The sequence below is a fragment of the Agrobacterium sp. RC10-4-1 genome (assembly GCF_014138475.1).
GTDB lineage: Bacteria > Pseudomonadota > Alphaproteobacteria > Rhizobiales > Rhizobiaceae > Agrobacterium > Agrobacterium pusense.
The window spans coordinates 293,979-318,129 of the sequence record NZ_JACJIT010000008.1; the positions used below are offsets into that span (position 1 = coordinate 293,979).

23 protein-coding genes and 1 tRNA gene are annotated in these 24,151 nt (G+C 58.9%); 5 read left to right on the forward strand and 19 right to left on the reverse strand.

What is annotated here, in order from left to right; genetic code table 11:
* Nucleotides 1-22 precede the first annotated feature (22 nt).
* The gene (locus FHW77_RS21780; protein ID WP_100911285.1) at nt 23-964 is read left to right on the forward strand and encodes a bifunctional helix-turn-helix transcriptional regulator/GNAT family N-acetyltransferase; all 942 of its coding nucleotides are present in this window, start codon (nt 23-25) and stop codon (nt 962-964) included.
* A 21-nt stretch (nt 965-985) separates the two neighbouring features.
* Here the strand turns inward: FHW77_RS21780 and FHW77_RS21785 are convergent, their stop codons facing one another.
* The 10 genes from FHW77_RS21785 to cpdR form a co-directional block, all read right to left on the reverse strand.
* Nucleotides 986-2,488, reverse strand: a complete 1,503-nt coding sequence (locus FHW77_RS21785; RefSeq protein WP_162696210.1) for an FGGY-family carbohydrate kinase — start codon at nt 2,486-2,488, stop codon at nt 986-988.
* A complete protein-coding gene (locus tag FHW77_RS21790) occupies nt 2,481-3,323 on the reverse strand; it encodes a class I fructose-bisphosphate aldolase (protein WP_100911597.1) in 843 nt (280 codons plus the stop codon). The genes FHW77_RS21785 and FHW77_RS21790 overlap by 8 nt, the downstream gene beginning before the upstream one ends.
* A gap of 2 nt (nt 3,324-3,325) precedes the next feature.
* Nucleotides 3,326-5,050, reverse strand: coding sequence for a glycerol-3-phosphate dehydrogenase/oxidase (locus FHW77_RS21795; protein ID WP_100911284.1), 1,725 nt, complete (start codon nt 5,048-5,050; stop codon nt 3,326-3,328).
* 115 nt (nt 5,051-5,165) lie between these two features.
* Complete coding sequence (locus tag FHW77_RS21800) at nt 5,166-6,164, reverse strand: aldo/keto reductase (RefSeq protein WP_100911283.1); 999 nt, start codon at nt 6,162-6,164, stop codon at nt 5,166-5,168.
* Nucleotides 6,161-7,135: a sugar-binding transcriptional regulator gene (locus tag FHW77_RS21805; RefSeq protein ID WP_162696213.1), complete on the reverse strand. Its 975-nt coding sequence runs from the start codon at nt 7,133-7,135 to the stop codon at nt 6,161-6,163. The genes FHW77_RS21800 and FHW77_RS21805 overlap by 4 nt, the downstream gene beginning before the upstream one ends.
* A 41-nt stretch (nt 7,136-7,176) precedes the next feature.
* Complete coding sequence (locus FHW77_RS21810; RefSeq protein WP_111813673.1) at nt 7,177-8,178, reverse strand: ABC transporter permease; 1,002 nt, start codon at nt 8,176-8,178, stop codon at nt 7,177-7,179.
* 12 nt (nt 8,179-8,190) lie between these two features.
* Nucleotides 8,191-9,711, reverse strand: a complete 1,521-nt coding sequence (locus tag FHW77_RS21815) for a sugar ABC transporter ATP-binding protein (protein WP_100911281.1) — start codon at nt 9,709-9,711, stop codon at nt 8,191-8,193.
* 69 nt (nt 9,712-9,780) lie between these two features.
* A complete protein-coding gene (locus FHW77_RS21820; RefSeq protein ID WP_004437310.1) occupies nt 9,781-10,794 on the reverse strand; it encodes a substrate-binding domain-containing protein in 1,014 nt (337 codons plus the stop codon).
* 283 nt (nt 10,795-11,077) lie between these two features.
* Nucleotides 11,078-11,152, reverse strand: a tRNA-Val gene (locus FHW77_RS21825).
* A gap of 81 nt (nt 11,153-11,233) precedes the next feature.
* Complete coding sequence (cpdR, locus tag FHW77_RS21830; protein WP_003497910.1) at nt 11,234-11,596, reverse strand: cell cycle two-component system response regulator CpdR; 363 nt, start codon at nt 11,594-11,596, stop codon at nt 11,234-11,236.
* Nucleotides 11,597-11,777: 181 nt separating this feature from the next.
* Here cpdR and FHW77_RS21835 point away from each other — a divergent pair, with 181 nt between their 5' ends.
* Both FHW77_RS21835 and hisN read left to right on the forward strand, forming a co-directional pair.
* On the forward strand, nt 11,778-12,662 hold the full coding sequence (locus FHW77_RS21835) for an N-formylglutamate amidohydrolase (RefSeq protein WP_022563305.1): 885 nt from the start codon (nt 11,778-11,780) through the stop codon (nt 12,660-12,662).
* Nucleotides 12,663-12,976: 314 nt separating this feature from the next.
* Nucleotides 12,977-13,753, forward strand: coding sequence for a histidinol-phosphatase (gene hisN / locus FHW77_RS21840; protein WP_035207365.1), 777 nt, complete (start codon nt 12,977-12,979; stop codon nt 13,751-13,753).
* A gap of 21 nt (nt 13,754-13,774) precedes the next feature.
* On the opposite strand, the gene FHW77_RS21845 is transcribed toward hisN, so the two are convergent.
* On the reverse strand, nt 13,775-14,716 hold the full coding sequence (locus FHW77_RS21845) for an alpha/beta fold hydrolase (protein WP_035207362.1): 942 nt from the start codon (nt 14,714-14,716) through the stop codon (nt 13,775-13,777).
* The gene (locus FHW77_RS26785) at nt 14,713-14,862 is read right to left on the reverse strand and encodes a hypothetical protein (protein WP_162471999.1); all 150 of its coding nucleotides are present in this window, start codon (nt 14,860-14,862) and stop codon (nt 14,713-14,715) included. The genes FHW77_RS21845 and FHW77_RS26785 overlap by 4 nt, the downstream gene beginning before the upstream one ends.
* A gap of 223 nt (nt 14,863-15,085) precedes the next feature.
* On the opposite strand from FHW77_RS26785, the gene hspL reads away from it, so the two are divergent.
* Nucleotides 15,086-15,568 carry a heat shock protein HspL gene (gene hspL / locus FHW77_RS21855; RefSeq protein WP_004437287.1) on the forward strand — a complete coding sequence of 161 codons (483 nt, stop codon included), beginning with the start codon at nt 15,086-15,088 and terminating at the stop codon, nt 15,566-15,568.
* Between the two features lie 62 nt (nt 15,569-15,630).
* Here the strand turns inward: hspL and FHW77_RS21860 are convergent, their stop codons facing one another.
* Complete coding sequence (locus FHW77_RS21860) at nt 15,631-16,650, reverse strand: bile acid:sodium symporter family protein (RefSeq protein WP_022563300.1); 1,020 nt, start codon at nt 16,648-16,650, stop codon at nt 15,631-15,633.
* 98 nt (nt 16,651-16,748) lie between these two features.
* On the opposite strand from FHW77_RS21860, the gene FHW77_RS21865 reads away from it, so the two are divergent.
* A complete protein-coding gene (locus FHW77_RS21865) occupies nt 16,749-17,609 on the forward strand; it encodes a LysR family transcriptional regulator (protein ID WP_044459571.1) in 861 nt (286 codons plus the stop codon).
* A 6-nt stretch (nt 17,610-17,615) separates the two neighbouring features.
* Here FHW77_RS21865 and glpK read toward each other — a convergent pair whose 3' ends face one another.
* The 6 genes from glpK to FHW77_RS21895 form a co-directional block, all read right to left on the reverse strand.
* The gene (gene glpK / locus FHW77_RS21870; protein WP_004437281.1) at nt 17,616-19,115 is read right to left on the reverse strand and encodes a glycerol kinase GlpK; all 1,500 of its coding nucleotides are present in this window, start codon (nt 19,113-19,115) and stop codon (nt 17,616-17,618) included.
* A 69-nt stretch (nt 19,116-19,184) separates the two neighbouring features.
* Nucleotides 19,185-20,906 (reverse strand): ABC transporter substrate-binding protein, encoded by a 1,722-nt coding sequence (locus FHW77_RS21875; protein ID WP_004437278.1) that lies wholly within the window; start codon nt 20,904-20,906, stop codon nt 19,185-19,187.
* Between the two features lie 74 nt (nt 20,907-20,980).
* Nucleotides 20,981-21,274, reverse strand: coding sequence for a DUF2160 domain-containing protein (locus tag FHW77_RS21880; RefSeq protein ID WP_004437276.1), 294 nt, complete (start codon nt 21,272-21,274; stop codon nt 20,981-20,983).
* 2 nt (nt 21,275-21,276) lie between these two features.
* Nucleotides 21,277-22,200, reverse strand: a complete 924-nt coding sequence (locus FHW77_RS21885) for a carbohydrate ABC transporter permease (RefSeq protein WP_004437272.1) — start codon at nt 22,198-22,200, stop codon at nt 21,277-21,279.
* Between the two features lie 3 nt (nt 22,201-22,203).
* Nucleotides 22,204-23,070 (reverse strand): carbohydrate ABC transporter permease, encoded by an 867-nt coding sequence (locus FHW77_RS21890; protein ID WP_004437268.1) that lies wholly within the window; start codon nt 23,068-23,070, stop codon nt 22,204-22,206.
* A 2-nt stretch (nt 23,071-23,072) separates the two neighbouring features.
* Nucleotides 23,073-24,143, reverse strand: a complete 1,071-nt coding sequence (locus FHW77_RS21895; RefSeq protein ID WP_035207356.1) for an ABC transporter ATP-binding protein — start codon at nt 24,141-24,143, stop codon at nt 23,073-23,075.
* Between the last annotated feature and the right edge of the window lie 8 nt (nt 24,144-24,151).

Sequence of the window (24,151 nt, forward strand, 5' to 3'; positions counted from 1 at the left end):
ACGCAACCATATTGGATTAACCATGCCTGAACAGCCCCTTCCCATACACGATATCCGCTCCATCTCGCGGCGGCTTGTTCGCGAACTCGGCTTTATGGGAGGAGATTTTGCCGGCACTGATCTGCCGCCCTCCGCCGTGCACGCGCTGATTGAGATCGAGGCGTGCCCCGGCATCACAGCTCGGGATCTGGCGAAGTTGCTCAGGCTGGAGAAATCGAGCGTCAGCCGAATGCTTCGCAAACTCGTCCTTTCAGGAGACCTCCTGGAGGAGACGGATATCGACGATAGCCGAATCAAACGGCTCCGCCTGACCAAACCCGGGCACAATAGGGTGGGAACCATTCACGCCTTCGCAAATCGGCAGGTATCGAGCGCCTTAACACGGATCGGCCCGGCGCAAGCTCTCACGGTTCTGGAAGGGCTACGCCTTTATGCCGATGCGCTGGGAGACAGGGGCGATGTCACGGCTCCCGCCGTCGAGGTCATCGAAGGCTACAGGCCAGGGCTCATCGCTCGCATCACGCAGATGCATGCGCTTTATTACGCCCAGACATCCGGCTTCGGCCAGCGTTTCGAATCCGTTGTAGCAGAGGGCCTCGCGGCTTTTTGCAACCGGCTGGACAGCCCGAAGAACGCGATCTGGGTTGCAATGCGCAGCCAGCAAATCATCGGCTCCGTCGCGATCGACGGTGAAGATCTCGGAGCGAATATTGCGCATCTGCGCTGGTTTATTGTCGACGACGGTGTGCGCGGCAGCGGTGTCGGACGCAGACTGCTCGAAACAGCACTGGCCTTTGTCGACAAAAATGGCTTCGCCGCAACCCATCTCTGGACATTCAACGGTCTCTCGACCGCACGCCACCTTTACGAAACCCATGGTTTTACATGCGTCGAGGAATATCCGGGCAGCCAATGGGGAAGCGAGGTCTTGGAGCAACGCTTTGTCCGGCGGCGGCCCGGTTGATCGTCTGCACGTGGTGCACTTTCAGGTTCGCGCCAGCCGCAAGGCGCTCCAGAAGCCACGCAACTGCGCGGTCAACTCCGCATAAAGACCATAACGCCGCGCATAATGCGAGACTTGCGCAGCGTCCGGCTGGTAGGCATTCGCAACCCGTGTCATCGCCGAAACCGCCTCCTCATAATCGGGATAAAGTCCAATCGCCACGGCCGCACCAATGGCAGCACCGAGCGCACCTGTCTCGCGGGCCTCCGCGACACGCAGCGGAATTTCCAGGACATCAGCCATGATCTGTGGCCAATGCTGGCTGCGGGAACCGCCGCCGGACATCACGGCGCTTTCCACCGGCAAGCCCGCTTCGCGCAAGACGCCGATGTGGCGGCGATGCTCAAAACACACACCCTCGAACAGGGCGCGCAACATGTGGCCTTCACCATGCCATCCCGCGAGGCCGTAAAAGCCGCCGCGAAATTCCGCACCCAGCCGTGAGCCGAAAATGAACGGATGGAAGAACGGATCGTCGGCGCGCGGAGTAACGGAGCCGACCAATTCGTTGCAGCGCTCGAAGGCGTGGGCGCCGTGGTCACCGCGAACACGATGCACGTACCATTCGAGATTGGCGGCGGAGGTGGCGCTGGATTCGATATTGACATAGCGGTTGCGGCCAAAGGTCGTAACCATGAAGACATCGGGACTGATGACCGGCCTGTCTGCGAAAACCTGGTTGATGCTCCAGGTGCCGGCGATGATCGAAGCTTCCCCGGCATTGATGACGCCCGACCCCATGGCGCTGGAGACCACATCGAAGAAACCGCCGATGACGGGTGTGCCTTCGGACAGCCCCGTGATGGCCGCAGCCTCGCCCGTCACCCGGCCGACGATGTCGGCCGATTCCACGCGATGGGGGAAAAACGCGAACGCGTCCTCGATATCGTAAAGAGACAGAAGCTCGCGGTCGAGCCGCGCTTCCGGCAAAGCCAAAAGTCCCGCGCCGCTGAGATCGGAAATATCATTGGCAAGGAGGCCCGTCAGGCGGAAATTGACGAAATCCTTGCAGAACAACACCGTGCCGGTCCGGGCGTAAAGATCGGGTGCATGTCGCTTCACCCAAGCCAAAAGGCTCGGGGTTTGCGCAGGCCATGGCCGCTGCAGGCAGCGGGCCTGCAATTGCGCTCCGCTTTTCCCGTCAAGCTCGGCCGCCACATCGGCGGCGCGGCTGTCGAGCGACTGGATGCCGATCAGGGGCTGTTGTTTCTTGTCTAGAAGATAAAGACCATTGCCATGGCCGGCGCAGCCTACCGCGAGGATACTGCGAGGATCGACAGCCGCTTTTACCAGAAGCTGACGGATCGCCTCGCAGCCGTTGCGCCACAATTCCTCAAGATCGCGCTCGACATAGCCGGGCTGCGGGAATGTCGACTGTCCGTCGATCGCGTGTTGCGCAACCTGTCGCCCCGCCGTGTCGAACAGCACGGCCTTGATGACCGTGTTGCCGACATCCAGACCCAATATGTGATTTTTGTCAGCCACGATTATAGATATCCCATGCTTCCTCACCACCCGCGCCCTGATGGATGATGGCCATCAACGCCGCAACAACGGCCTTGGGATTGTCGTGCTGGTAAATATTGCGCCCGTAAACCATGCCGTTTGCACCTTCGGCCACCAGAGCCGCCGATTTAGCCAATACATTGCGCAAGTCCTCACGCCCCCCGCCCCGCACCAGCACCGGGCACCGCGCCGCCTCGATCACCCTGTGAAAGTCCTGCGGGTTACTGGTCGGATCGGCCTTGATGATATCGGCTCCCATTTCCGAGGCAAGACGAACCAGCGTAACGATCTTTTCGGCATCGCCATCCACCTGATAACCGCCGCGCACATCATTCGGCAGCATGACCAAAGGTTCGATCATCAGCGGCATGCCGAAACGATGGCAATCGGCACGCACGCGGCTGATGTTTTCAACACATTGACGAAAGAGCTCAGGTTCGTCCGGCAGCATGAACAGGTTCACGACGACGCAGGCGGCATCCATTTCCAGCGCGCCGATGATCGGGTCATGATAATTCTGAAGCTGCGACCACATGGTCCTGTGGCGTGTTGAGTTATAGGGGTTGCCCATGTCGATGCGCATGACGAGCGCCGGCTTGTCGCGCTCCGGCCGCTGCTGCAGCAGGTCTGCCTGGCCGTAGGCCATCTGGATGGCGTCGGGGCGAGCCTCTACCAGCCGGTCCACGGTCTGCGACATATCCTCCAGCCCGACGAGGAAGCTCGGCTCGTTACAAACCCCGTGATCGATGGCCACATCCAGACAGCCGCCATTGCGGAACAGCCTGTTCATGCGCGCCTTCTTCGAAATCCGCATCATCATGCATTCTCCTTGCATCTGTGTTGAAGCATTGCCGGCGTGACCCCGTAAAAGGTCTCCAGCTCGTGAATGAGCCGCTGACGTTCCGCTGACGCCTGATTTGGCAGCCAGCCCAACTCGCGCGCTGCAACGGCGAGCATCGCGTCGATCAGATCGGCATCGATGACGCCGGTGATGGCGAGCGTCGTGCGACGCAGGACGAGATCGGTCAGGTGCCGCACCTGTTCGCAACGGATAAGCCAGACCATTTCCGCTGCCGTGATCGGCGATTTTTCTGAAAGCTGCACGTCATCCGAACGATCCCGGCAAAAACCCATCAGCTCAAACGCGCGGGAGCCGTAAGCCAGGGCCAGATGCTCCGCCCGGTCTTCGGCAATCGAAAACTCCTCCGACAACAAAGCAGGCAGGCCGCCTGCACCGGCCGGAAAATTCCTGCCGCCGCCGATTGCGCGGTCCATGGTGCCGGTCAGCCGCTTTCGTCCAAGAAAGGCCAGAACCTCGTCGGTCACCTGTTCGCCAAAAGCTCTGAAAGTGGTCCACTTGCCGCCGATCATGCAGAGCTGCGGCGGATCACCCGCAACGCGGTGGATGAAATGGCTGCGGGATATTTTCCCGGTGAAGGCGGCATCGCTTCGCGGCAATGGGCGTATACCGCTGAAACTGAAGACGATGTCGGAGCGATCGATGGCAATCTGCGGAAAGACCTGCCGGATCGCGTCCAGAATGTAGTCCCGTTCCTCGGGCTCGCAGCGTACCCGCTCGGGCCGATCCACCTTGATATCGGTCGATCCCGCAAGAACCCGGTCGAGATAAGGGAAGAGGATGCAGACCCGGTTGTCCGTGTTTTCAAAGAAAATCATGTGGCCGTTCAGCGCCTTGAGAAGTTCCTCATTGGCAAGGATCAGATGCGATCCCTTGGTGCCTGAAACGGTGGGTTTTGCCCTGTCCGACGCCGGGCCATCGGCCAATACGCCGATCGTCTCGTCGATCCAGGCTCCCGTTGCATTGATGATGATCCGGGGCCCTATCGGCAGGATTTCGTCCGCTTCCTCCGTCCGCAGACCATATTCATCGCCCACACGGACGAGTTCGGCATAGTTCAGTGCAACGCTTTGCGGCGCATCCGACTGGCTGTCGATCAGAAGCTCCAGAGCAAGCCGTTCGGGCTGGCTTATCCAAGCATCGTAATAGGTGGCGGAATATCTGATCTCCGGTGTCAGATCCGGCCAATGCTGCAAAGTATCGGCCGCGCCACGAAAGGCGTGACGGGGCAGGATGCGGTTTTTGCGAGTGACGAAATCATAGAGCATCAGACCCGCCTTGATGGCGAGCGCGCCCCGGCTTGCGGGTTTCCCACCGGAGCCGGCAAAGGTTGCTACCGCATTGAACAGGCCGCTGAAAGTCGAAAAAATCGGGATCGTGGTCGGCAGCGGCCGAACCATATGCGGTGCGAGCCTCAGAAGTGCATCGCGCTCCCGCAGGGATTCCGCCACCAGGCCGAATTCGCCGTTTTCTAGATAACGCAGGCCGCCATGGATCATCCGCGAGGGAGCAGCGCTGCAGCCCGAGGAGAAATCGCTGCGCTCGACCAGAAGAACTCTCAGCCCCTGCAGGGCAAGATCACGATAGGCGGCGATGCCATTGATACCGCCGCCGATGACCACGGCGTCGAAATCACCGTCTTGCCGGATGCGATGGAGAGCGTCCTCGCGAAAACTGGGCATAGGAATACCGTTCGCTGGCGATGACCAGCGTCCCAATGTTGTTGACCGTTAAGCGACATGAGAAAGGGAACGAAATTATGCGATGTGCGCCTGAAACCCCGTTCCAGCGACATAATCAGGTATCGAGACCCACGAGATGCTCCGCGACACCAGTGCTGATGAGCGCCAGCTCACTCTCTGTGAGGCGAAGACGCGCCGCGGCGGCGTTTTCAACCGCCTGAGCCGGGTCGCGTGCGCCACACAGCGAGAATGTTATACCCGGCTGGGCAATCGTCCAGGCAATCACCACCTGTGCCACTGAGGCGGAATGGGCGGCCGCCACCGGTTTCAGCACGCCGATCAAACGCGCGATCTTTTCACGGTTGGCCTGGCTGAAGCGCGGATTGCCGTGGCGCTGGTCATCTTCCGCAAAAACCCGCTCCGGCCCGACCTTGCCCGAGAGGAGACCGAGCGCCAGCGACGAATAGCTGAGAACCGAGACGGCATTCTCCCGGCAAACGGGCAGGAGCGCCGTCTCGATGTCGCGCTTTACCATGGAATATTCTTCCTGAATGGCATCCAGCGCCCCGGTGGCGATATAGGCTTCCAGATCGGCCTGCGAGACGTTGCTTGCCCCGATCGAACGGATCTTCCCCTCTTCCTTCAGCCGCACCAAAGCCCCGACTGTCTCGGCAATCGGCGTCGTGGCATCCTGCCAATGGGTGACGTAGTGGTCGATATAATCTGTCCCAAGCCGTTTCAGGCTCTCTTCGACCTCGTACCGGATGGATGCGGCGCCGAGATAACGATGAACCGGCTTGCCATCCTGATGGAAGAAATAAGCGCCCTCATTCACATGCCACACAAGCCCGCATTTGGTGACCAGCACCACCTTGTCGCGTCTGCCGGCAATTGCCTTGCCAACGATTGTTTCGGCAAGCCCCATGCCATAGGCTGGCGCAGTATCGATGAGGGAAATCCCCGCATCGATGGAGGCCTGGATGGCTGCTATGGACTGCCGCTCGTCGGTGCCGCCCCACATCCAGCCACCGATGGCCCAGGTTCCAAGCCCCACGGCAGATGAGTTGATACCGCTTTTGCCTATCGTCCGGGTCAATATTGCGTTGTCCGTCACGAGGTTTCCCCTCCTTCATGATCCAATAAGTAGCCGGCTATTGCTTCATCCACGACCAGCGAGGTCAGATAGTGGCCGGCAAGCGTGGCCGCCACCGGGCCGGCCTTGATGGCGCCTGCTGCGACACCGATGATGTTTGGGCACCGGGCAAGCTGCCCGGGGTCCAGCGCCACGACGCGCGAGTTGAGATCGATCCGGGCAAGCTGGCCGTCCGCCATGGTGAGGTGGGCGAGAAACTCGCCGGCAATGCCGGCATCCACCAGCGCCTTTCCGCCACGGGCGGCATCCGGCAGAAGATCGTAATAGCCAGAGCCTGGCGCCTCCACCGAACCAATGCCGACCAGCGCCACCTGCGCCTGACGCGCCAGATCGAAAACCTCACGGATCGATGCAACATTCATGAGGAGATCGCGCTGTTCCTCGTCTTCGGCGAATAACGGTGCGTGCAGCAGCGAGGCGCTGCCGCCAAGTTTTTCCGCCAGTTGCGTGGCGAGATGATTGACATCGGTGTAATGCTTGCCCTGCACCCCGCCGGTGAGCGGCACTACCCGCACATCGAAACGGCGCTCCGCCTGCAGATTGTCGACAACCGCACTCACCGCCTTGCCGCCCGTAATCGCGATCACATCGCCGTCGCGGATCGTTTCCAGCAAATGGTTTGCGGCCACCCGCCCGACCATTTGCAAGGCTGTTTCCGGATTGTCCGATACCGTTGGCGTAACGACGGATTGTCTAAGGCCAAACCGGCGGGTGATCTCGTTTTCAAGGTCCACAAGCCGCTGATAAGGACTGGAGATGCTGATCTTCACCATGCCCGCCTTGCGGCCGGCCGCAATCATGCGGTTCACCTTGGTGTGGGAAAGGTTGAGCCGCTCGGCGATTTCGGACTGTTTCACCCCTTCGATGAAATGCAGCACCAGGACGGAATACATCTGCCTCTGTTGATCGAAATCGTCCTTGATATCCAGCATGATCGTCTTTCTCCAGTTACCTTCGGGCGAGCGAACGGCGCTCAACGGCGGCGCCTGACCAGATAGTGGTCGAACAGTACCGCAGCCAGCAAGATGCTGCCCCTGATGATGTCCTGCCAGTAGACAGACACATTGAGCAAGGCAAGCGAACTGGAAACCACGGAGAGAAGGATGGCTCCCAGGATCGCGCCAAGAATCGTACCCGAACCGCCCGAAAGGCTGGCGCCGCCGATGACCGCGGCCGCAATGACGTTGAGTTCCATGCCGATGCCGAAGCTTGGCTGGGCAGAACCGAAGCGCGCCATGTAGATAACACCTGCAACACCGCAAAGCATCGAACAAAGCGTTGTGGTGGCGAAGACCACGCGGCCGACACGGATGCCGGAATAGGCCGCGGCCTTGGGATTGCTGCCGGTGTAAAAAACCTTGCGGAAGGCAGTCGTGCGCCGCAGCAGCAGATCGAAAGAAACGACCACCACCATAAATATGATCAGCACCAGCGGTATGCCGCCAATCACACCCTGACCGATGAACTTGAATTCCGGCGGCAGGGAGTAGAGCCCGAGCGGCCGCCCGCCGGTCGCCAGCAGGCAAACACCGCGCGCAATGACCATGACGCCCAGCGACACGATGAAATGATGCAGACCGATGACCGTGGTCAGAAATCCCATGACCATGCCGACCAATGTCGTCAGGCAGATTGCCAACCCCGCCGCCACCCAGGGGTCGACGCCGTTGAGGAAAAGCCAGCCGGCTGCCACCATCGCGAGCGCCGTAACGGATCCCACCGAAAGATCGATGCCACCAGAGATCAGAAGAATCGTCATGCCCACCACGACGATGCTTTCGATAGCGAAGACCATGGCCATGGCCCGCAGATTGTCCACGGTCAGGAAGTACGGCGAGATGAAGGACATCACGGCAAAAAGCGCGAGAATGATTACGATCAGCCCGGTTTCCCGCGCCTTGAGCGCCGGCTCCCACCACGCTGTCCGGCGAGCCGCCGTCCCGGCAAGGCTTGAAGGTGTTTCCGATGTTGCCATTTTCCCGCTCCCTCAGGCTTCCGCCGCATTCTGCACAATATTGATCGACGCGAGCTGCATGATCTTCTCCTCCGTCATGTCGTCCCCCTCGACCTCGCCGGTGATGCGCCCCTCGCGCACGACAAGCACACGATCGCTGACGCCGATGAGTTCCGGCAGTTCGGAGGAGATGACGACCACGCCAACCCCCTCACGCGCCAGTTCCCGAATCTGGCGGTGGATTTCCGCCTTGGCACCCACATCCACCCCCCGTGTCGGCTCATCCAGAAAGATGACCTTCGGTTCAACCGACAGCATCTTCGCCAGCGCCACCTTCTGCTGGTTGCCGCCGCTCAGGGTCGAGACGGAATCGCCGACGCTGTTCGCCCGCAGTTTCAGCCGGCGCCCCAGCTCATCTGCGCGCTTCATCTCTTTGCGCCGTTCGATGAAACCCATGCCATTCGATATCCTTCCTATGTCGAGCGCGGAGACATTGGCGGCGATGGACATGTTCAGGAACAGCCCGTCCCCCTTGCGGTCTTCGGAAAGATAAACGATCCCTTCCCGGATGCTGTCACGATAGTCTTTCAGACCAAGCCGCCGGCCACGTAACATAACCTCGCCTGTCGGCTTGCCCTCCAGCCGGCAGACCGCCCGCGCGATCTCGCTTCTTCCCGCACCGATCAGTCCAGCCAACCCCAGGATTTCACCCCGACGCAGATCGAAACCGACATCGAAAACGCGCTTTCCTTCATTCAGACCCCGAACAGAGAGAATGACGTCGTCAGATTTCTCATCATCCGAGAGCTTCGGCGGGTAGAGCTTGTCGAGTACCCGTCCCACCATGCTGTTAACGACTTCCTCAGGGGAAATATCAGCAATATTCTCCGTCCTGATATGGCAACCGTCGCGCATGACGGTGATGCGGTCGCAATGTTCGAAAATCTCCGCCATGCGATGCGAAATATAGATGATGGCAATGCCGCGCTCGGCCAGCCGGTGCATGATCCGGAAAAGTGTCTGGGCTTCGGTCTCTGTCAGCGCTGCCGTTGGCTCATCGAGGATCAGAATGCGGCAATCCAGCGTCAACGCCTTGGCAATCTCAACGATCTGCTGCTGCGAAATTGAGAGGCCGCCCGCGCGGCTGGCGGGATCGATGTCGCCGATCTCCCGCAGCACCGCTGCCGCCCGCTTTTCCAGGTCGCGGTAATTCATGAACCAGGAACGGCTTCGACCGGTCTCTGACATAAACATGTTTTCGGCAACCGAAATATCAGGGCAAAGAGCGATCTCCTGATGCACGAAACCGATGCCGAGCCGGTTCGCCACATTAGGCGAGGATATCTTGACCGGCTTGCCATCCAGCAGGATCTCCCCTCCATCGGGCTGCAGAATGCCGTCAATGATATGCATCAGCGTCGACTTTCCGGCACCGTTTTCCCCCGCCAGCGCGTGGATTTCGCCGCGCCGCAGGTCAAGTGCAGCACTCCGCAGCGCCTTCACGGGCCCGAATGCCTTATGAATATTCGTCATGCTGAGGATGACCTCACCCATAACGCCCTCCCGAACCGGCTTTCCACATGGCCGGCGAGGCGTAAACCTCGCCGGGTCCAGATCGACGCCTCAGCGCCCCTTCATATATTCGTTGAGATCGAAGGAGGCGGCGTTCGCCTTGGTGATGACGGCAAAACCATTGTCCATCGAAGGCACCTGCATCGGGTTGAAGCCGGAGACCTTGTAGTCGTTGAACGGGTCGATCAGGTCCGAATGAGCACCAAGAAACGTGTTCATGAAACCCATGAAGCCCTGAACCCCCTGATTGGGATTGATGGCCATATAGATATTACCCTGCTTGATGTGTTCCAGCGTTGCCGGCGTGATATCCGCATGCAGGATCAGGACCTTCTTTTTTGCCTCGAGAACGGCGGTCGTCGCACCTTCAGCCGAACCGGCCTCAGGGATCCACAATGCACCGAGATTGGGATTGGCCTGCAGTAGTGCGGCGGTTGCCTGATAAGCGACGTTTGCATCCTGGTTGGTCGCTTGCCGGCCAACGAGCTTCATCTGCGGATAAGTCCGCCCCATATAGTCTATGAGGGCGGTAACGCGCAGATCATGGTTGCTTTGGCCCGGATTTTCCAGAACGGCATATTCGCCTTTTTCACCAAGCTTCTTGACGATTTCGTCAGCCGCAAACTTCGCCTCTGCGACATTGTCCGAGGTAATATAGGCGGTGCGCTTCGACTTCGGAGAATCGGCGGCAAAAGTGGTGACGGATACACCTGAGGCGATCGCCTTGTTGATCGGCTCGATGAAAGGATCGGCCTGCATCGGGTGCAGGAGAACGCCTTTCGGCTTCTTCACCAGCTCCTGCTCGAAGGACGCGATCTGCTTTGTGATGTCATATTCCGGCGTGCCGGTGAAAACAGCTTCGCAGCCGAGCGCCTTGGCGGCCTGCTTGAACCCTTCAAATACCGGAACCCAATAGGGATGGCTGGAAACCATGACATTCATCACATAGGTTTCGCCGGGTTCACAGGCAAACTTGCCTGCGGCGGCGGCAGGCGAACCGGCGCCAGCCGCAAGCGCCACGGCCAATACACCCGCAGCAACGGTCGATTTCAGAAAAGCCAACATATTCCCCTCCCAAGGATAATGACTTGTCGTGCAATAAATTTTAGTCTCTGTAATTTATTGCACGCTGATGGGATAGCTGGAAAAACCGGATACGTCAACGGCATTGAATTTTATTTTTCAATGCGAAATTTATTGCAAGCATATCCCGCCACGCGGTGACTTGAAGCTCGTGCGCAGGCGAAAGCCAGCAGCGACAGAAATCGCTTCCGAGGAAAAAGGGCTGGGCTGAAGGAGAAACGAAAAAAGGTTTCTGACTGCTCAGAAACCCTTTTATGAATTCGGATGGTGGGCGTGACAGGGATTGAACCTGTGACCCCTACGATGTCAACGTAGTGCTCTCCCGCTGAGCTACACGCCCTCCGTGGCGGCGGATAGACCACAAAACCGGTTCATGCGTCAACTGCTTTTTTTCGGTTTTGTGAAGGTTTTTTGAGAGGCCTTACGCCACAAGGAGTTTGTTGACCTCATCCACCAGATCGCGCAGATGGAACGGCTTGGAAAGCACCTTGGCGTCCTTCGGAGCCTTCGAATCGGCATTCAGCGCAACCGCTGCAAAGCCGGTGATGAACATGACTTTCAGGTCCGGGTCGAGTTCGGTCGCGCGTCGTGCAAGCTCGATACCGTCCATTTCGGGCATGACGATATCGGTGAGCAGAAGGGAAAAGGGCTCCTCGCGCAGCCGGTCGTAAGCGCTTGCGCCATTGTCGAAGGAAGAAACCTTGTAGCCGGCTTTTTCCAGCGCCTTGACGAGGAAGCGGCGCATATCGTTATCGTCTTCAGCGAGAAGAATTTTCTGATTCATGGTTAAGTGACCGTAACTGCTTAATGTTTGGAATACCCTAGCCCGATTATAGGATTTTCACGGTAAATATCCTGTGAACACGTGAATCGGTATAGCGCTACTTGGGCGACAGTATGGACTTGCCGCACCGTAACTGGCAACATGAACCTCCTGATAGTTTGCGACATGGTAAATGGCCTGAATGGACTGGGTAACAGGTGAATATGAGCTGTTCGAAGTAACGGAACCTGCCGTTCAAACCCTGCCATTCGTCTATAATTCCCCTCATAGCGGCCGCTGCTATCCCATCTCCTTCCTAGAATCGGCGCGGCTCGATTCGCATGACATCCGTCGCTCCGAGGACCACTTCGTCGACGAGCTTTTCGGCGCCGCCCCAGAGATTGGCGCGCCGCTATTGAAAGCGAATTTTCCGCGCGCCTATCTCGACGTCAATCGAGAGCCCTATGAGCTCGATCCCCGCATGTTCGAGGGCACCTTGCCGCCCTACGCCAATATCGGCTCCATGCGGGTCGCAGGCGGCCTTGGCACCGTGCCGCGTATCGTTGCGGAAAACATGGATATTTATGCCCATCGCCTGCCGGTGGATGAAGCCCTCTCCCGTATCGAGACCATATACAAACCCTACCACGCCTGTCTGCGCCGCCTGCTGTCCCGCACGCACGCACATTTCGGCATGGCGGTGCTGATCGATTGCCATTCGATGCCCGGTAATATCCGGGTCACCGGGTCAAACCTCAGACCTGATATTATTATCGGCGACCGCTACGGCACCAGCGCCTCCCAGGAAGTCTCGCGTGCGGCCCTGCATTTCCTCGAAGAACTTGGCTTCGTCGCCGTCTGCAACAAGCCCTATGCCGGCGGCTTCATTACCGAACATTACGGCCGTCCCATACGCTCGCTTCACGCGCTGCAGATAGAGGTCAACCGGTCGCTTTATGTCGATGAAAAAACGCTTTTGAAGAAAGGCGATTTCCCCGCCATTCAGGCTTCGCTGGAAATATTCATGCGCCAGCTCGGGGCTTTCGTGTCGGAATATGCGATCGAAACTTCGCTCGCCGCCGAATAGCACAGCCAAGCTTCCCAATTAAATCCTTCGCCCCCTTGCCTGGCTGTGCGCCGGGCAAAAAAAACCGCGCCTTGGCGCGGTCAAGTCTAGGGAGGAAACACCCAAGGAGGGTATTTACAGTCAAAGACTGTAGCATCACGCTACGCAGTAATTGCACAATTGTCAATCATTTTATTTTTTGCATGTTTTTTGTGCTTTTGCCGAAAATATGGAAACCGCGGCTTCGTCACCATACGAGTGGACGGCGGATGTGATTCCGGTCTATGCATTTCGCCACACAATTGAGGCCATCAATTCACGCAATGAGGTTTCGCATGCTGCCCGACCGGAATTTCTTCTTCGAACTTGCTGATGCGGCCAGCGCCGAAACGCTTCCCCGCTTTCGCACGGGCGTTGCCGTTACCAACAAGCAGGATGGCGGCTATGATCCGGTGACGGAAGGCGATCAAGCGGCCGAAAGCGCCATTCGTGCGCTCATCGAGGCTCGTTTTCCCCAGCACGGCATCCTCGGGGAAGAACATGGCAATGTCGGTCTCGACCGCGAGCATGTCTGGGTCATCGACCCCATTGACGGCACACGCGCCTTCATTTCCGGCGTGCCCGTATGGGGAACTCTGATCGGCTTCCAGTCTGCCGGCCGCGCCACGATGGGTATGATGGACCAGCCCTTCACCAGGGAGCGTTACTTTGCCGACGGCACCTCCGCCTGGTATTTCGGACCCGAGGGCGAACGAACCATCCGCACGCGTGACTGCGCTTCGTTATCGGACGCAATACTTTTTACCACAACACCCCATATTTTCACCGCCGAGGAAAAGCCATTCTACGAAAAGGTGCAGGATCAGGTCCGCCTTTTCCGCTACGGCGTGGATTGTTACGCCTATTGCCTGCTGGCCGCGGGTCATGTCGATCTCGTCATTGAATCCGGCCTGAAGCCCTACGATGTGGGCGCACTTATTCCGGTCATCGAGCAGGCCGGCGGCATCATCACCACATGGGATGGTGGACGTCCTGAAAATGGCGGCCGCATTCTGGCCGCCGGCTCCAGATCCGTACACGAACAGGCGCTTGCCATTCTCTCCAGACTATAGACCTGCCCTTCAAGGCGGCCATCACTCCGGCGCGAAAAACGCGTCGATGGCGGCCAGTGCCTGCTTGCGGAAAACATCCCGCTCATGCAGCAGTTCATGACGCGCGCCGGTGATGGGAAGAAGCTGCGCTGCCCGGAAATTGCGCGACAGCTCTTCCTGCGCCTTATAGGGCGTTATCGTGTCCAGCATGGGCGCCAGAATGAGGGTAGGAATGGTTATGTTCGTCAGATGATCCTGACGGGTCACGCGGCCCATGGTCTTCAACGCCTCATAGACCCAGCGGGCCGTTGGCGCGCCAATGAACAGTTCCGGAAACTGCCTGTGCAGCGAGAGATTCCTTGCGAAACGTTTTGCGTCCGAGGTTAGCGGATTGCCGTCAAAATCCCGTTCGCGCTGGTCCCTGCCAAGCTGAACTTTTCCCAGGCCGGCAAGGCTCAAAGCCGTGGCGACCAGCCGGATAACGGATGACGGGACGGATTGCTGACTGTCGAGTTCTATGAAGGGCGAACAAAGCGCCAGCCGATCAATCCTGTTCGCGAGCCCGGGCGCTGCGGCAAGCGCGGCAAGCGCGCCGGTAGAATGTGCAATCATGAAGAACGGCAGCCTCGTATCCGGAAGCACCACCTGTTCCAGAAAAAGGCTGATGTCGTGCTGATAATCGGAAAAGCGCCGCACGTGCCCGGCACCCGGCCTTTTCAGCAGCCGTTCGGAACCGCCCTGCCCGCGCGTATCGAACGTCGCGACCCAGAAGCCCATGGCCGTCAGATCGGCCACTGTTTCAAAATATTTTTCGATACATTCGTTTCTGCCATGCAGCAGAACCACCGTTCCGCGGGCAACATGACGATGGGTCCGAAAGATCGCATAGCGGAGCTGTTTGCCGCCATGGCCAGAAAAATATCCAACCACATGGCTGTCGGGAACCGGATTGTCTTCACTGGCGCGCAATGTGGCTTCGATCATCGGTCTTTTTCCGGCTTTTCAACTCTTTTCGGATAGGTCGGCGGCGCGGGAAGGTCAAAGAAAAAATTGCCGGAACCGTCGGTTAAAGCAGTCGCGGTTCCGGCGAGTAAGACAGAAGAAGAAGGGACGTTATTGCTTCTGTCCACGGAGAATGTCTCCGATGACTGGAGTTTTATGGCTCTCAAACTGAACGATGCCGGAACCGGATGTTCAGACATGGTTCATGTTGCATCCACCCCTTGACGCCGCGCGACGCCATTCCCATCTCCTTCATGCGGTCGCCAAAGCGGGGCCGCGCCAAATGTCCGACCGTCGCCAGAATGGGATGGCGGACTTAACCGCAAACAGTCGCTTCTTAAGGAGGACACCATGCGTCACGTTGATTTTTCCCCTCTCTATCGTTCCACCGTGGGCTTCGACCGTCTTTTTTCGATGCTTGACGGCCTCGGCCAGCCTGAGCAGGCCCAGTCCTATCCGCCCTACAATATCGAGCGGACCGGTGAGAATACCTATCGCATCACCATGGCGGTTGCCGGTTTCGATGAAAATGAACTCAGCATCGAATCCCGCGCCAATGCGCTGACCGTGAAAGCCGAGAAAGCCACGGATGAGAAGACGACGGAAGGCGAATTTCTGTATCGCGGCATCGCCACGCGCGCCTTCGAACGCCGCTTCCAGCTTGCCGACCACGTAGAAGTGCAGACCGCTTCCCTGAAGAATGGCCTGCTTCACATCGATCTCGTTCGCAATATTCCGGAAGCCATGAAGCCGCGCCGCATTGCGATCTCGTCCGACAGCGCCGATGCGCCGAAGACCATCGAAGCCCAGGTTACCCCGGCTCAGGTTAACTAAGTATTCCACATGCAAGACAGACGGCCCCCTTGAGGGGCCGTTTTTGTTGGCGGGAGCGCGTTTTATCGAGCGGAGGCTGCGGCGCCTTCTGCCGCAGCCGCTTCGGCTATCGCTGCCTTTTCATGGGCCTTGCGGGCATAACGCTGGGCAAGGACAGCGCAGACCATCAACTGGATCTGATGAAAGAGCATGATCGGTAAAACGATGGCACCGATGCTCTGGCCGGCGAAGATCGCGCCGGCCATGGGCACGCCGCTGGCGAGGCTCTTTTTCGAGCCGCAGAAGGTGATGGTGATCTCATCGGCCTTGTCAAAACCCAATAGCCGGCTGCCGAACATCGTTACACATAGGACAAGCGCCAGCAGCAGGATATTGATGACGATGACCACACCGATATCCCGGAGCGAAAACGTGTGCCATATGCCCTCGATGACCGCATCGGAAAAGGCGAGATAAACGACCATCAGGATGGAGCCGCGATCGACCGGAGAAAGCAATTTCTTGCGCGCCCTTATCCAGTCACCAATCCAGGGCTGCAGGACCTGACCGACGATGAAAGGCAGAAGCAGCTGCAGGAAGATTTGCAGGAAAGCATCCAGCGAAAATCCGCCGCCATGGCCGCCGACCGTGAACAGCAGGCCAACCAGCAACGGCGTCAGGAACATGCCGAAAATATTCGAAGCCGAGGCTGAACAAATCGCCGCCGGCACGTTTCCGCCCGCCATTGACGTGAAGGCGATGGATGACTGCACGGTGGATGGCAGCACACAGAGAAACAGCACGCCCATATAGAGCGGTGCCGGCAGGATGCTTTCGGGAATGAAGCCTATCGCCACACCGAGAAGCGGGAAAAGGCCGAAGGTCACGAGCAGGATCGCCAGATGCAGACGCCAGTGCAGGATGCCCGCAATCACCACATCCCGCGAAAGCCGCGCGCCGTGCAGGAAGAACAGCAGAGCGATCGCGAGTTTTGTCGCAAGCCCGAAATATTCTGCCGGCTCGCCGCTGATCGGCAGGATGGAAGCCAGAATTACGGTGGCCACCAGCATCATGGTGAAACGGTCGGGCAGGAAGCGGGTCATGGGAGGTCTTTCCGGCAGCGGTTTTGCTTGAAACGCGCGCCACTATCGCTCATCATGATTTCGGATGCAAAGATTAACAGTTATCATGATTTGAGATAATGCTGAACCTTCAACATCTTGCCAGTTTCGTCATGCTCCAGCAAACCGGCAGTTTTACCCTTGCTGCCGAACGGCTCGGCATTGGCCAATCCACTGTCAGCCAGCATATTCAAAGGCTTGAAGCCTCCCTTGGCCGCCGATTGATCGCACGCAACACCCATCAGGTAAAACTGACCGGCGAGGGTGAGGCATTACTCGGTTACGCTCGCAACATGCTTGAAATCGATAGCAAGGTCTCTTCGCTCTTCAGCGAAAGCCGCCTGCGCGGTCGGCTGCGGCTTGGTGTGTCGGAAGATTTTGTCGCCAGTCGCCTTACGACCATTCTGGAGGAATTCATTCGGCTTTACCCGCTGGTTGACCTTGAACTAACGGTCTCGCTGAGCGGTGTGCTTTACCAGATGCAGGACAATGGCGAACTTGACGTGGTGTTGGCCAAGCGTCGTCTCGGCGACAAGCTTGGTCATTTCCTTTATCGCGAACCGCTCGTCTGGCTGGCGCGCGATCCTGAGCGGATGCTGAACCAGCCGGATGCGCTCCCGCTGATTGCCTTTCCGCCACCGAGCATCACCCGGAAGGCGGCGCAGGAGGCACTGGACCGGGCCGGTCTCGCCTGGCGAATCGTCTGCACCTGCGGCAGTCTCAGTGGACTAACCGCCGCAGCAAGGGCGGGCATGGGCATTCTGGTGCAGCCGCGCAGCATGGCGCCGGCTGGTCTGAAGGAGATTGCCGCAGGCGTGCTGCCGCTGCTGGAAGACGTGGAATTCGTGCTTCAACCGAGCAAGGGCGCGGAGGCGGAGCTGGTGCGCGCCCTTTCCGATCTCGTTTCCAGCAAGAGCATCGCACCCGGCAGTTTCGTGTAACCGGCCTTAATTGTCCCGTTTCGAGAGGCAACGGCCGACGCTGTCGCGCCAGCCTGCGATGGCGTTCTTCCGCTCGCTCTCTTCCATCTCGGGGCTGAAGCGGCGGTCGCGCCGCCAATGGTCGGCGAAGGCCTTGCGGTCCGGCCAGATGCCGGCACGTGAGGCCGCAAGCCAGGCGGCACCAAGGATTGTCGTCTCGAGAAACACCGGTCTATCGACGGGCGCGGCGAGAATATCTGCCAGCCGCTGCATCGTCCAATCGGAGGCGACCATGCCGCCGTCGACCCTCAGCACCGTCTTGCCATTGTCACCTGCCCAGTCCTTGCGCATCGCATCCAGCAGGTCGAACGTCTGATAGGCAACGCTTTCGAGCGCCGCGCGGGCAAATTCCGCCGGGCCCGTCCCGCGTGTGAGGCCGAAGATCGCACCCCGCGCCTCGGCATCCCAATAAGGCGCGCCAAGACCGGTAAACGCAGGCACGAGATAAACGCGCTGCTTCGGATCGGCCTTTTCGGCAAGCGCGCTGACTTCTGATGCAACCGAGATGAAACCAAGCTCGTCACGCAGCCACTGCACCGCCGCCCCGGCGATGAAGATAGAGCCTTCCAGCGCATAGGTCGTCACGCCGTCGAGACGATAAGCAATCGTCGTCAGCAGCCGGTTTGTGGAGGCCACCCGGTCTGTGCCCGTATTGAGAAGTGCGAAGCAGCCGGTGCCGTAGGTCGATTTCATCATGCCCGGCTCGAAGCAGGCATTGCCGATCACCGCCGCCTGCTGGTCGCCCGCAACGCCGAGGATCGGAATTTCCGCGCCCAGAAGCGACTTGTCAGTTACGCCGAAATCGGCGGCGCAATCCAGAACCTCCGGCAGCATGGCGCGGGGGATGTCGAGGATGGACAGGAGCTCATCATCCCAGACATTGTCTTCGATATTATAGATCAGCGTTCGCGAGGCGTTGGTGGCGTCGGTCACGTGCCGGCGGCCGCCGGTGAGACGGTAGATCAGGAAACTGTCGACGGTACCGAAGCAGATTTCTCCCTTGCCCGCCCTTTCGCGAAGACCGCTGACGCTGTCCAAGAGCCATTTCAGCTTCGTGCCGGAAAAATATGGATCGAGCAGCAGTCCGGTCTTTTTAGAGAAGAGCGGTTCCAGCCCCCTTCTTTTCAAATCCTCGCAGACCGGGGCGGCACGGCGATCCTGCCAGACCACGGCGCGGTGCACCGCTTCGCCGGTGTTGCGGTCCCACAGCACCGTCGTTTCCCGCTGATTGGTGATGCCTATCGCCTCTATATCGGTTGCGGCGATGCCGGCATCGGCAAGCGCCAGTCGGATGGTTTCAAGCACACTCTTCCAGATGTCTTCGGCATCGTGTTCGACCCAGCCGGAGGCAGGAAAATGCTGCGGAAATTCTCGCTGCCCGACACCGATGACCCGCATGTCGCGATCAAAGACCATCGACCTCGTCGATGTCGTGCCCTGATCGATCGCCAGAATATAACCGCCCATTATGTCACTCCCTTTCAAACGCAATGACGGGGCGGCAGAGCCGCCCCGATTTAAGATTTTATGCAGACATCACTTCTGCCAGCTTTTCACCAGTTCGTCGTAATTGACGGTGACCGGCTTTTCCTTTTCGTTGGCGATCTTCAGCTGCGGCGCGAGATTGCCCTTCGAAACGGCGTCCTTGTTCCAGTATTCGATATCATGCTCTTCCGCCAGCTTCGGGCCGATATCGCCCTGCACGCCAGCACGTTCCAGGCGGCTCATGACCTTTTCCTGTTCAGCGCAGAGCGAGTCCATGGCAGCCTGTGCGGTCTTGGCACCCGACGACGCATCGCCGATTGCCTGCCACCAGAGCTGCGCCAGCTTTGGATAATCAGGAACGTTCGTGCCGGTCGGCGACCACTGAACGCGGGCCGGCGAGCGATAGAACTCGACAAGACCACCGAGCTTGGAGGCGCGGTCCGTGAAGCTCTTGTGATGGATGGTACTGTCACGAATGAAGGTGAGACCGACATGGCTCTTCTTCACATCCACGGTCTTTGAGGTCACGAACTGCGCATAGAGCCATGCGGCCTTGGCGCGGTCGTCTGGCGTGGATTTCATCAACGTCCAGGAACCCACATCCTGATAACCGAGCTTCATGCCGTCCTTCCAGTAGACGCCGTGCGGCGAGGGTGCGACGCGCCATTTCGGCGAACCGTCCTCGTTCACCACAGGCAGGCCGGGCTTGGCCATGTCGGCAGTAAAGGCCGTGTACCAGAAGATCTGCTGGGCGATGTTGCCCTGTGCCGGCACCGGGCCTGACTCGGAGAAGGTCATGCCCTGCGCTTCCGGCGGCGCATATTTCTTCAGCCATTCGAGATATTTCTCGATGGAATAGACCGAAGCGGGACCGTTGGTATCGCCACCGCGCGCCACGCAGGAGCCGACCGGCTGCGACTTGTCATTGACCTTGATGCCCCATTCATCGACCGGCAGGCCGTTTGGCAGGCCCTTGTCGCCATTGCCGGCCATGGAAAGCCAGGCATCGGTGAAGCGCCAGCCGAGCGAGGGGTCCTTCTTGCCGTAGTCCATATGGCCGAAGACCTTCTTGCCGCCGACATCGCGGCCGGTGAAGAATTCGGCGATGTCCTCATAGGCCGACCAGTTGACGGGAACGCCGAGGTCGTAGCCGTACTTGGCCTTGAAGTCCGCTTTGTTCTTGTCGTCGTTGAACCAGTCGTAACGGAACCAGTAGAGGTTCGCGAACTGCTGGTCGGGAAGCTGGTAGAGCTTCTTGTCCGGTGCCGTCGTGAACGCGCTGCCGATGAAGTCCTTGAGGTCGAGACCGGGATTGGTGACATCCTTGCCTTCATTGGCCATGAAGTCCGTCAGGTTGCGCACCTGCTGGTAACGCCAATGGGTGCCGATGAGGTCGCTGTCGTTGACCCAGCCATCGTAAAGGTTCTGGCCGGTCTGCATCTGGGTCTGGATCTTTTCGACAACGTCACCTTCCTGGATAAGGTCGTGCGTCACCTTGATGCCGGTAATGGCGGTAAATGCAGGCGCCAGAACCTTTGATTCATATTCATGCGTGGTCAGGGATTCGGATACGACCTTGATCTCCATGCCCGCGAAAGGCTTCGCGGCATCAATGAACCATTGTACTTCCTTTTCCTGCTCTGCACGGGAAAGCGCCGACATGTCGCCGATTTCCTTGTCCAGAAACTGCTTTGCTTCCTCCATTCCGGCAAAAGCCGAACCTGTCATTGCCAGCAGCATGGCTGCCGTCGTCGTCATCAGATGCCGTCGCATATCAGTCCTCCCAAGGGTTGCGATTGCATGAAGTCTGCGAGATGCGGTTTTCCTCCGCCGCATCTTTTCCTGCTCTAGACAAAACGGAAAACGCCAACGGCGTAGACCACGGATAGAGCGAGAGCCCACCACAGGTTCGGGCCGACCAGCCCGAGCCATGCGAGATGAATGAAGGCGCTGCCAAGCAGCGAGATGAACAGCCTGTCACCACGCGTCGTTTCGAAGCGCAACAGGCCGAAGCGGGGATTGCCGCCGGGCGAGAGACGTTCCCAGAACCACATGCCGACCAGCAAAACCGCGATGGTGCCGAAAAAGGCCGCCGTCTGCCACGTCCACGCCATCCAGGTAAAATCGGGCATCTTCGTCATGGTCAAACCCTTCCCAGCGCAAAGCCTTTGGCGATGTAATTGCGCACGAACCAGATCACCAGAGCGCCGGGTATCAGCGTCAACACGCCGGCAGCGGCAAGCAGGCCCCAGTCCATGCCGGCGGCAGACACGGTGCGCGTCATCGTCGCGGCAATCGGCTTGGCGTCCGTCGTCGTCAGCGTACGGGCGATCAGAAGCTCGACCCACGAGAACATGAAGCTGAAGAAGCAGGCGACGCCGATGCCGGAAGCAATGAGCGGCATGAAGATCTTCACGAAGAATTTCGGAAAGGAGTAGCCGTCAATATAGGCGGTCTCGTCGATTTCCTTCGGCACGCCAGACATGAAACCTTCGAGAATCCACACCGCCAGCGGCACGTTGAACAGGCAATGCGCAAGCGCCACGGCAATGTGGGTGTCGATCAGCCCGAAAGCGGAATAGAGCTGGAAGAACGGCAGGGCAAAGACCGCCGGTGGCGCCATGCGGTTGGTCAAAAGCCAGAAGAACAGGTGCTTGTCGCCGAGAAAACGGTAACGCGAAAAGGCATAGGCCGCTGGCAGCGCGACAGCCACCGAGATCACCATGTTCATGACGACATAAATGATCGAATTGATATAGCCGGAATACCAGGATGAATCGGTGAAGATCGTCCTGTAGTTCTGCAGCGTCGGCTGATGCGGATAGAGCGTCATGGAAGAGACGATTTCCGCATTCGTCTTGAAGCTCATATTGATAAGCCAGTAGATCGGCACGAGCAGAAGCAGGATGTAGATGGTCGGCACCAGCCAGGAAAACCGGGATGGCCCGTGATGGCGGCGTGAGCGCGCCGTTGCGGCAAAGCTGGGTCTTGCCGACGTGGCAACGCCCGACGAGCCGGAGACCAAGCCGTTACGTTCCACGCCGGTCGTGACATTGGAGGCGCTCATGACTCAGGTCTCCGCGTCGTGGCTGGTCATCACGGTATAGAACACCCACGATAACAGCAGGATGATGAGGAAGTAGATCAGCGACATGGCCGCTGCCGGGCCGAGGTCGAACTGGCCAAGTGCCATCTTCACGAGATCTATGGACAGGAAGGTTGTGGAATTGCCCGGGCCGCCGCCAGTGACGACGAAGGGTTCGGTATAGATCATGAAACTGTCCATGAAGCGCAGCAGGAAGGCGATCAGCAGCACCCGTTTCATCTTCGGCAGCTGGATGAACCGGAACACCGCAAAACGCGACGCGCCATCGATCCTTGCCGCCTGATAATAGGCGTCAGGAATGGAAACGAGGCTGGCATAACACAGAAGCACGACAAGGCTCGTCCAGTGCCACACATCCATGATGACGACGGTAATCCAGGCATCGACGGGATCGTTGACATAGTTGTAGTCGAGCCCGAGCTGATTGGCGTAATAACCGAGAAGTCCGATATCGCTGCGCCCGAAGACCTGCCAGATCGTGCCCACCACATTCCACGGCACCAGCAGCGGCAGTGCCATGGTGACGAGGCAGATCGGCACGCCGATGCCGGATTTCGGCATTTTGAGTGCGATGAAGATGCCGAGCGGAATTTCAATCGCGAGGATGATGCCGGAGAATAGCAGGTTGCGCCCCAGCGCATCCCAGAACCGGTCCGACGCCAGGATTTCCTCGAACCATTGCGTTCCCGCCCAGAAGAACTGGTTGTTGCCGAAGGTGTCCTGCACCGAATAATTCACGACGGTCATCAGCGGAATGACAGCGGAGAAGGCGACCAGCACCAGCACCGGCAGCACCATGAACCATGCCTTGTTGTTCCAGCTTTTTTCCATGGTCAGGCCCCCATCTTTACACGCCAGGAATCGGCGAAAACACCGATGGCGGCCGGGTCGAAGCGCACACCGGCCTCCGCCGGGATTTCCTCGTCTTCCGCAACGACGATCGCGAGTTTCTGGCCGGCGAACCGGGCACGCACGATCTTCTGCCGGCCGATGTCCTCGACCTTATCGACAGTGATGGGCATGCCGCCGCGCTCCAGCCGGACGAATTCCGGGCGGATGCCGATTTCGATGCGCTGCCCCGATGCGATCGTCGGCGCACCTGCCAGCGGCACACCAAGGCCGCCGACTACAGCCGTCGTCCCCTCGATATTGGCGGGCAGAACATTCATGCCCGGCGAGCCGATAAAATAACCGACAAATGTATGCCCCGGCCGCTCGAAAAGCTCAGCCGGCGTGCCGATCTGGACAATCTGGCCGTCATACATCACCACCACCTTGTCGGCGAAGGTCAGCGCTTCGGTCTGGTCATGGGTGACGTAGACCATGGTAAAACCGGACTGGCGATGCAGGCGCTTCAGCTGCGAGCGCAGCACCCATTTCATATGCGGATCGATGACCGTCAGCGGCTCATCAAAGAGAATGGCGTTGACGTCGGAGCGTACGAGGCCGCGCGCCAGCGAGATCTTCTGCTTCTGGTCCGCCGTCAACCCGCGGGCCCTGCGTTTGGCCATACCGGAAAGGTCGGTCATCTCAAGGATTTCCCGCACGCGGCGGTCGACCTCGGCCTCCGGCACATGCCGGTTGCGCAGCGGAAAAGCAAGATTGTCGTAAACTGTCATCGTGTCGTAAACGACCGGGAACTGGAACACCTGGGCGATATTGCGATCTTCAGTCGCAAAATCCGTGACGTCTGTTCCGTCGAACGCGATACGGCCGTCGGAGGGGCGCAGCAGGCCAGAAATGATGTTGAGCAGCGTGGTCTTACCACAACCGGAGGGACCGAGAAGTGCATAGGCCCCGCCATCCTCCCATTCGTGATGAACCTCCTTCAGGGCATAATCGCCGGCAGCCTGCGCCTTGGCGTTATAGGCGTGGCGGATATGATCGAGCGTGATACGTGCCATGACCGATC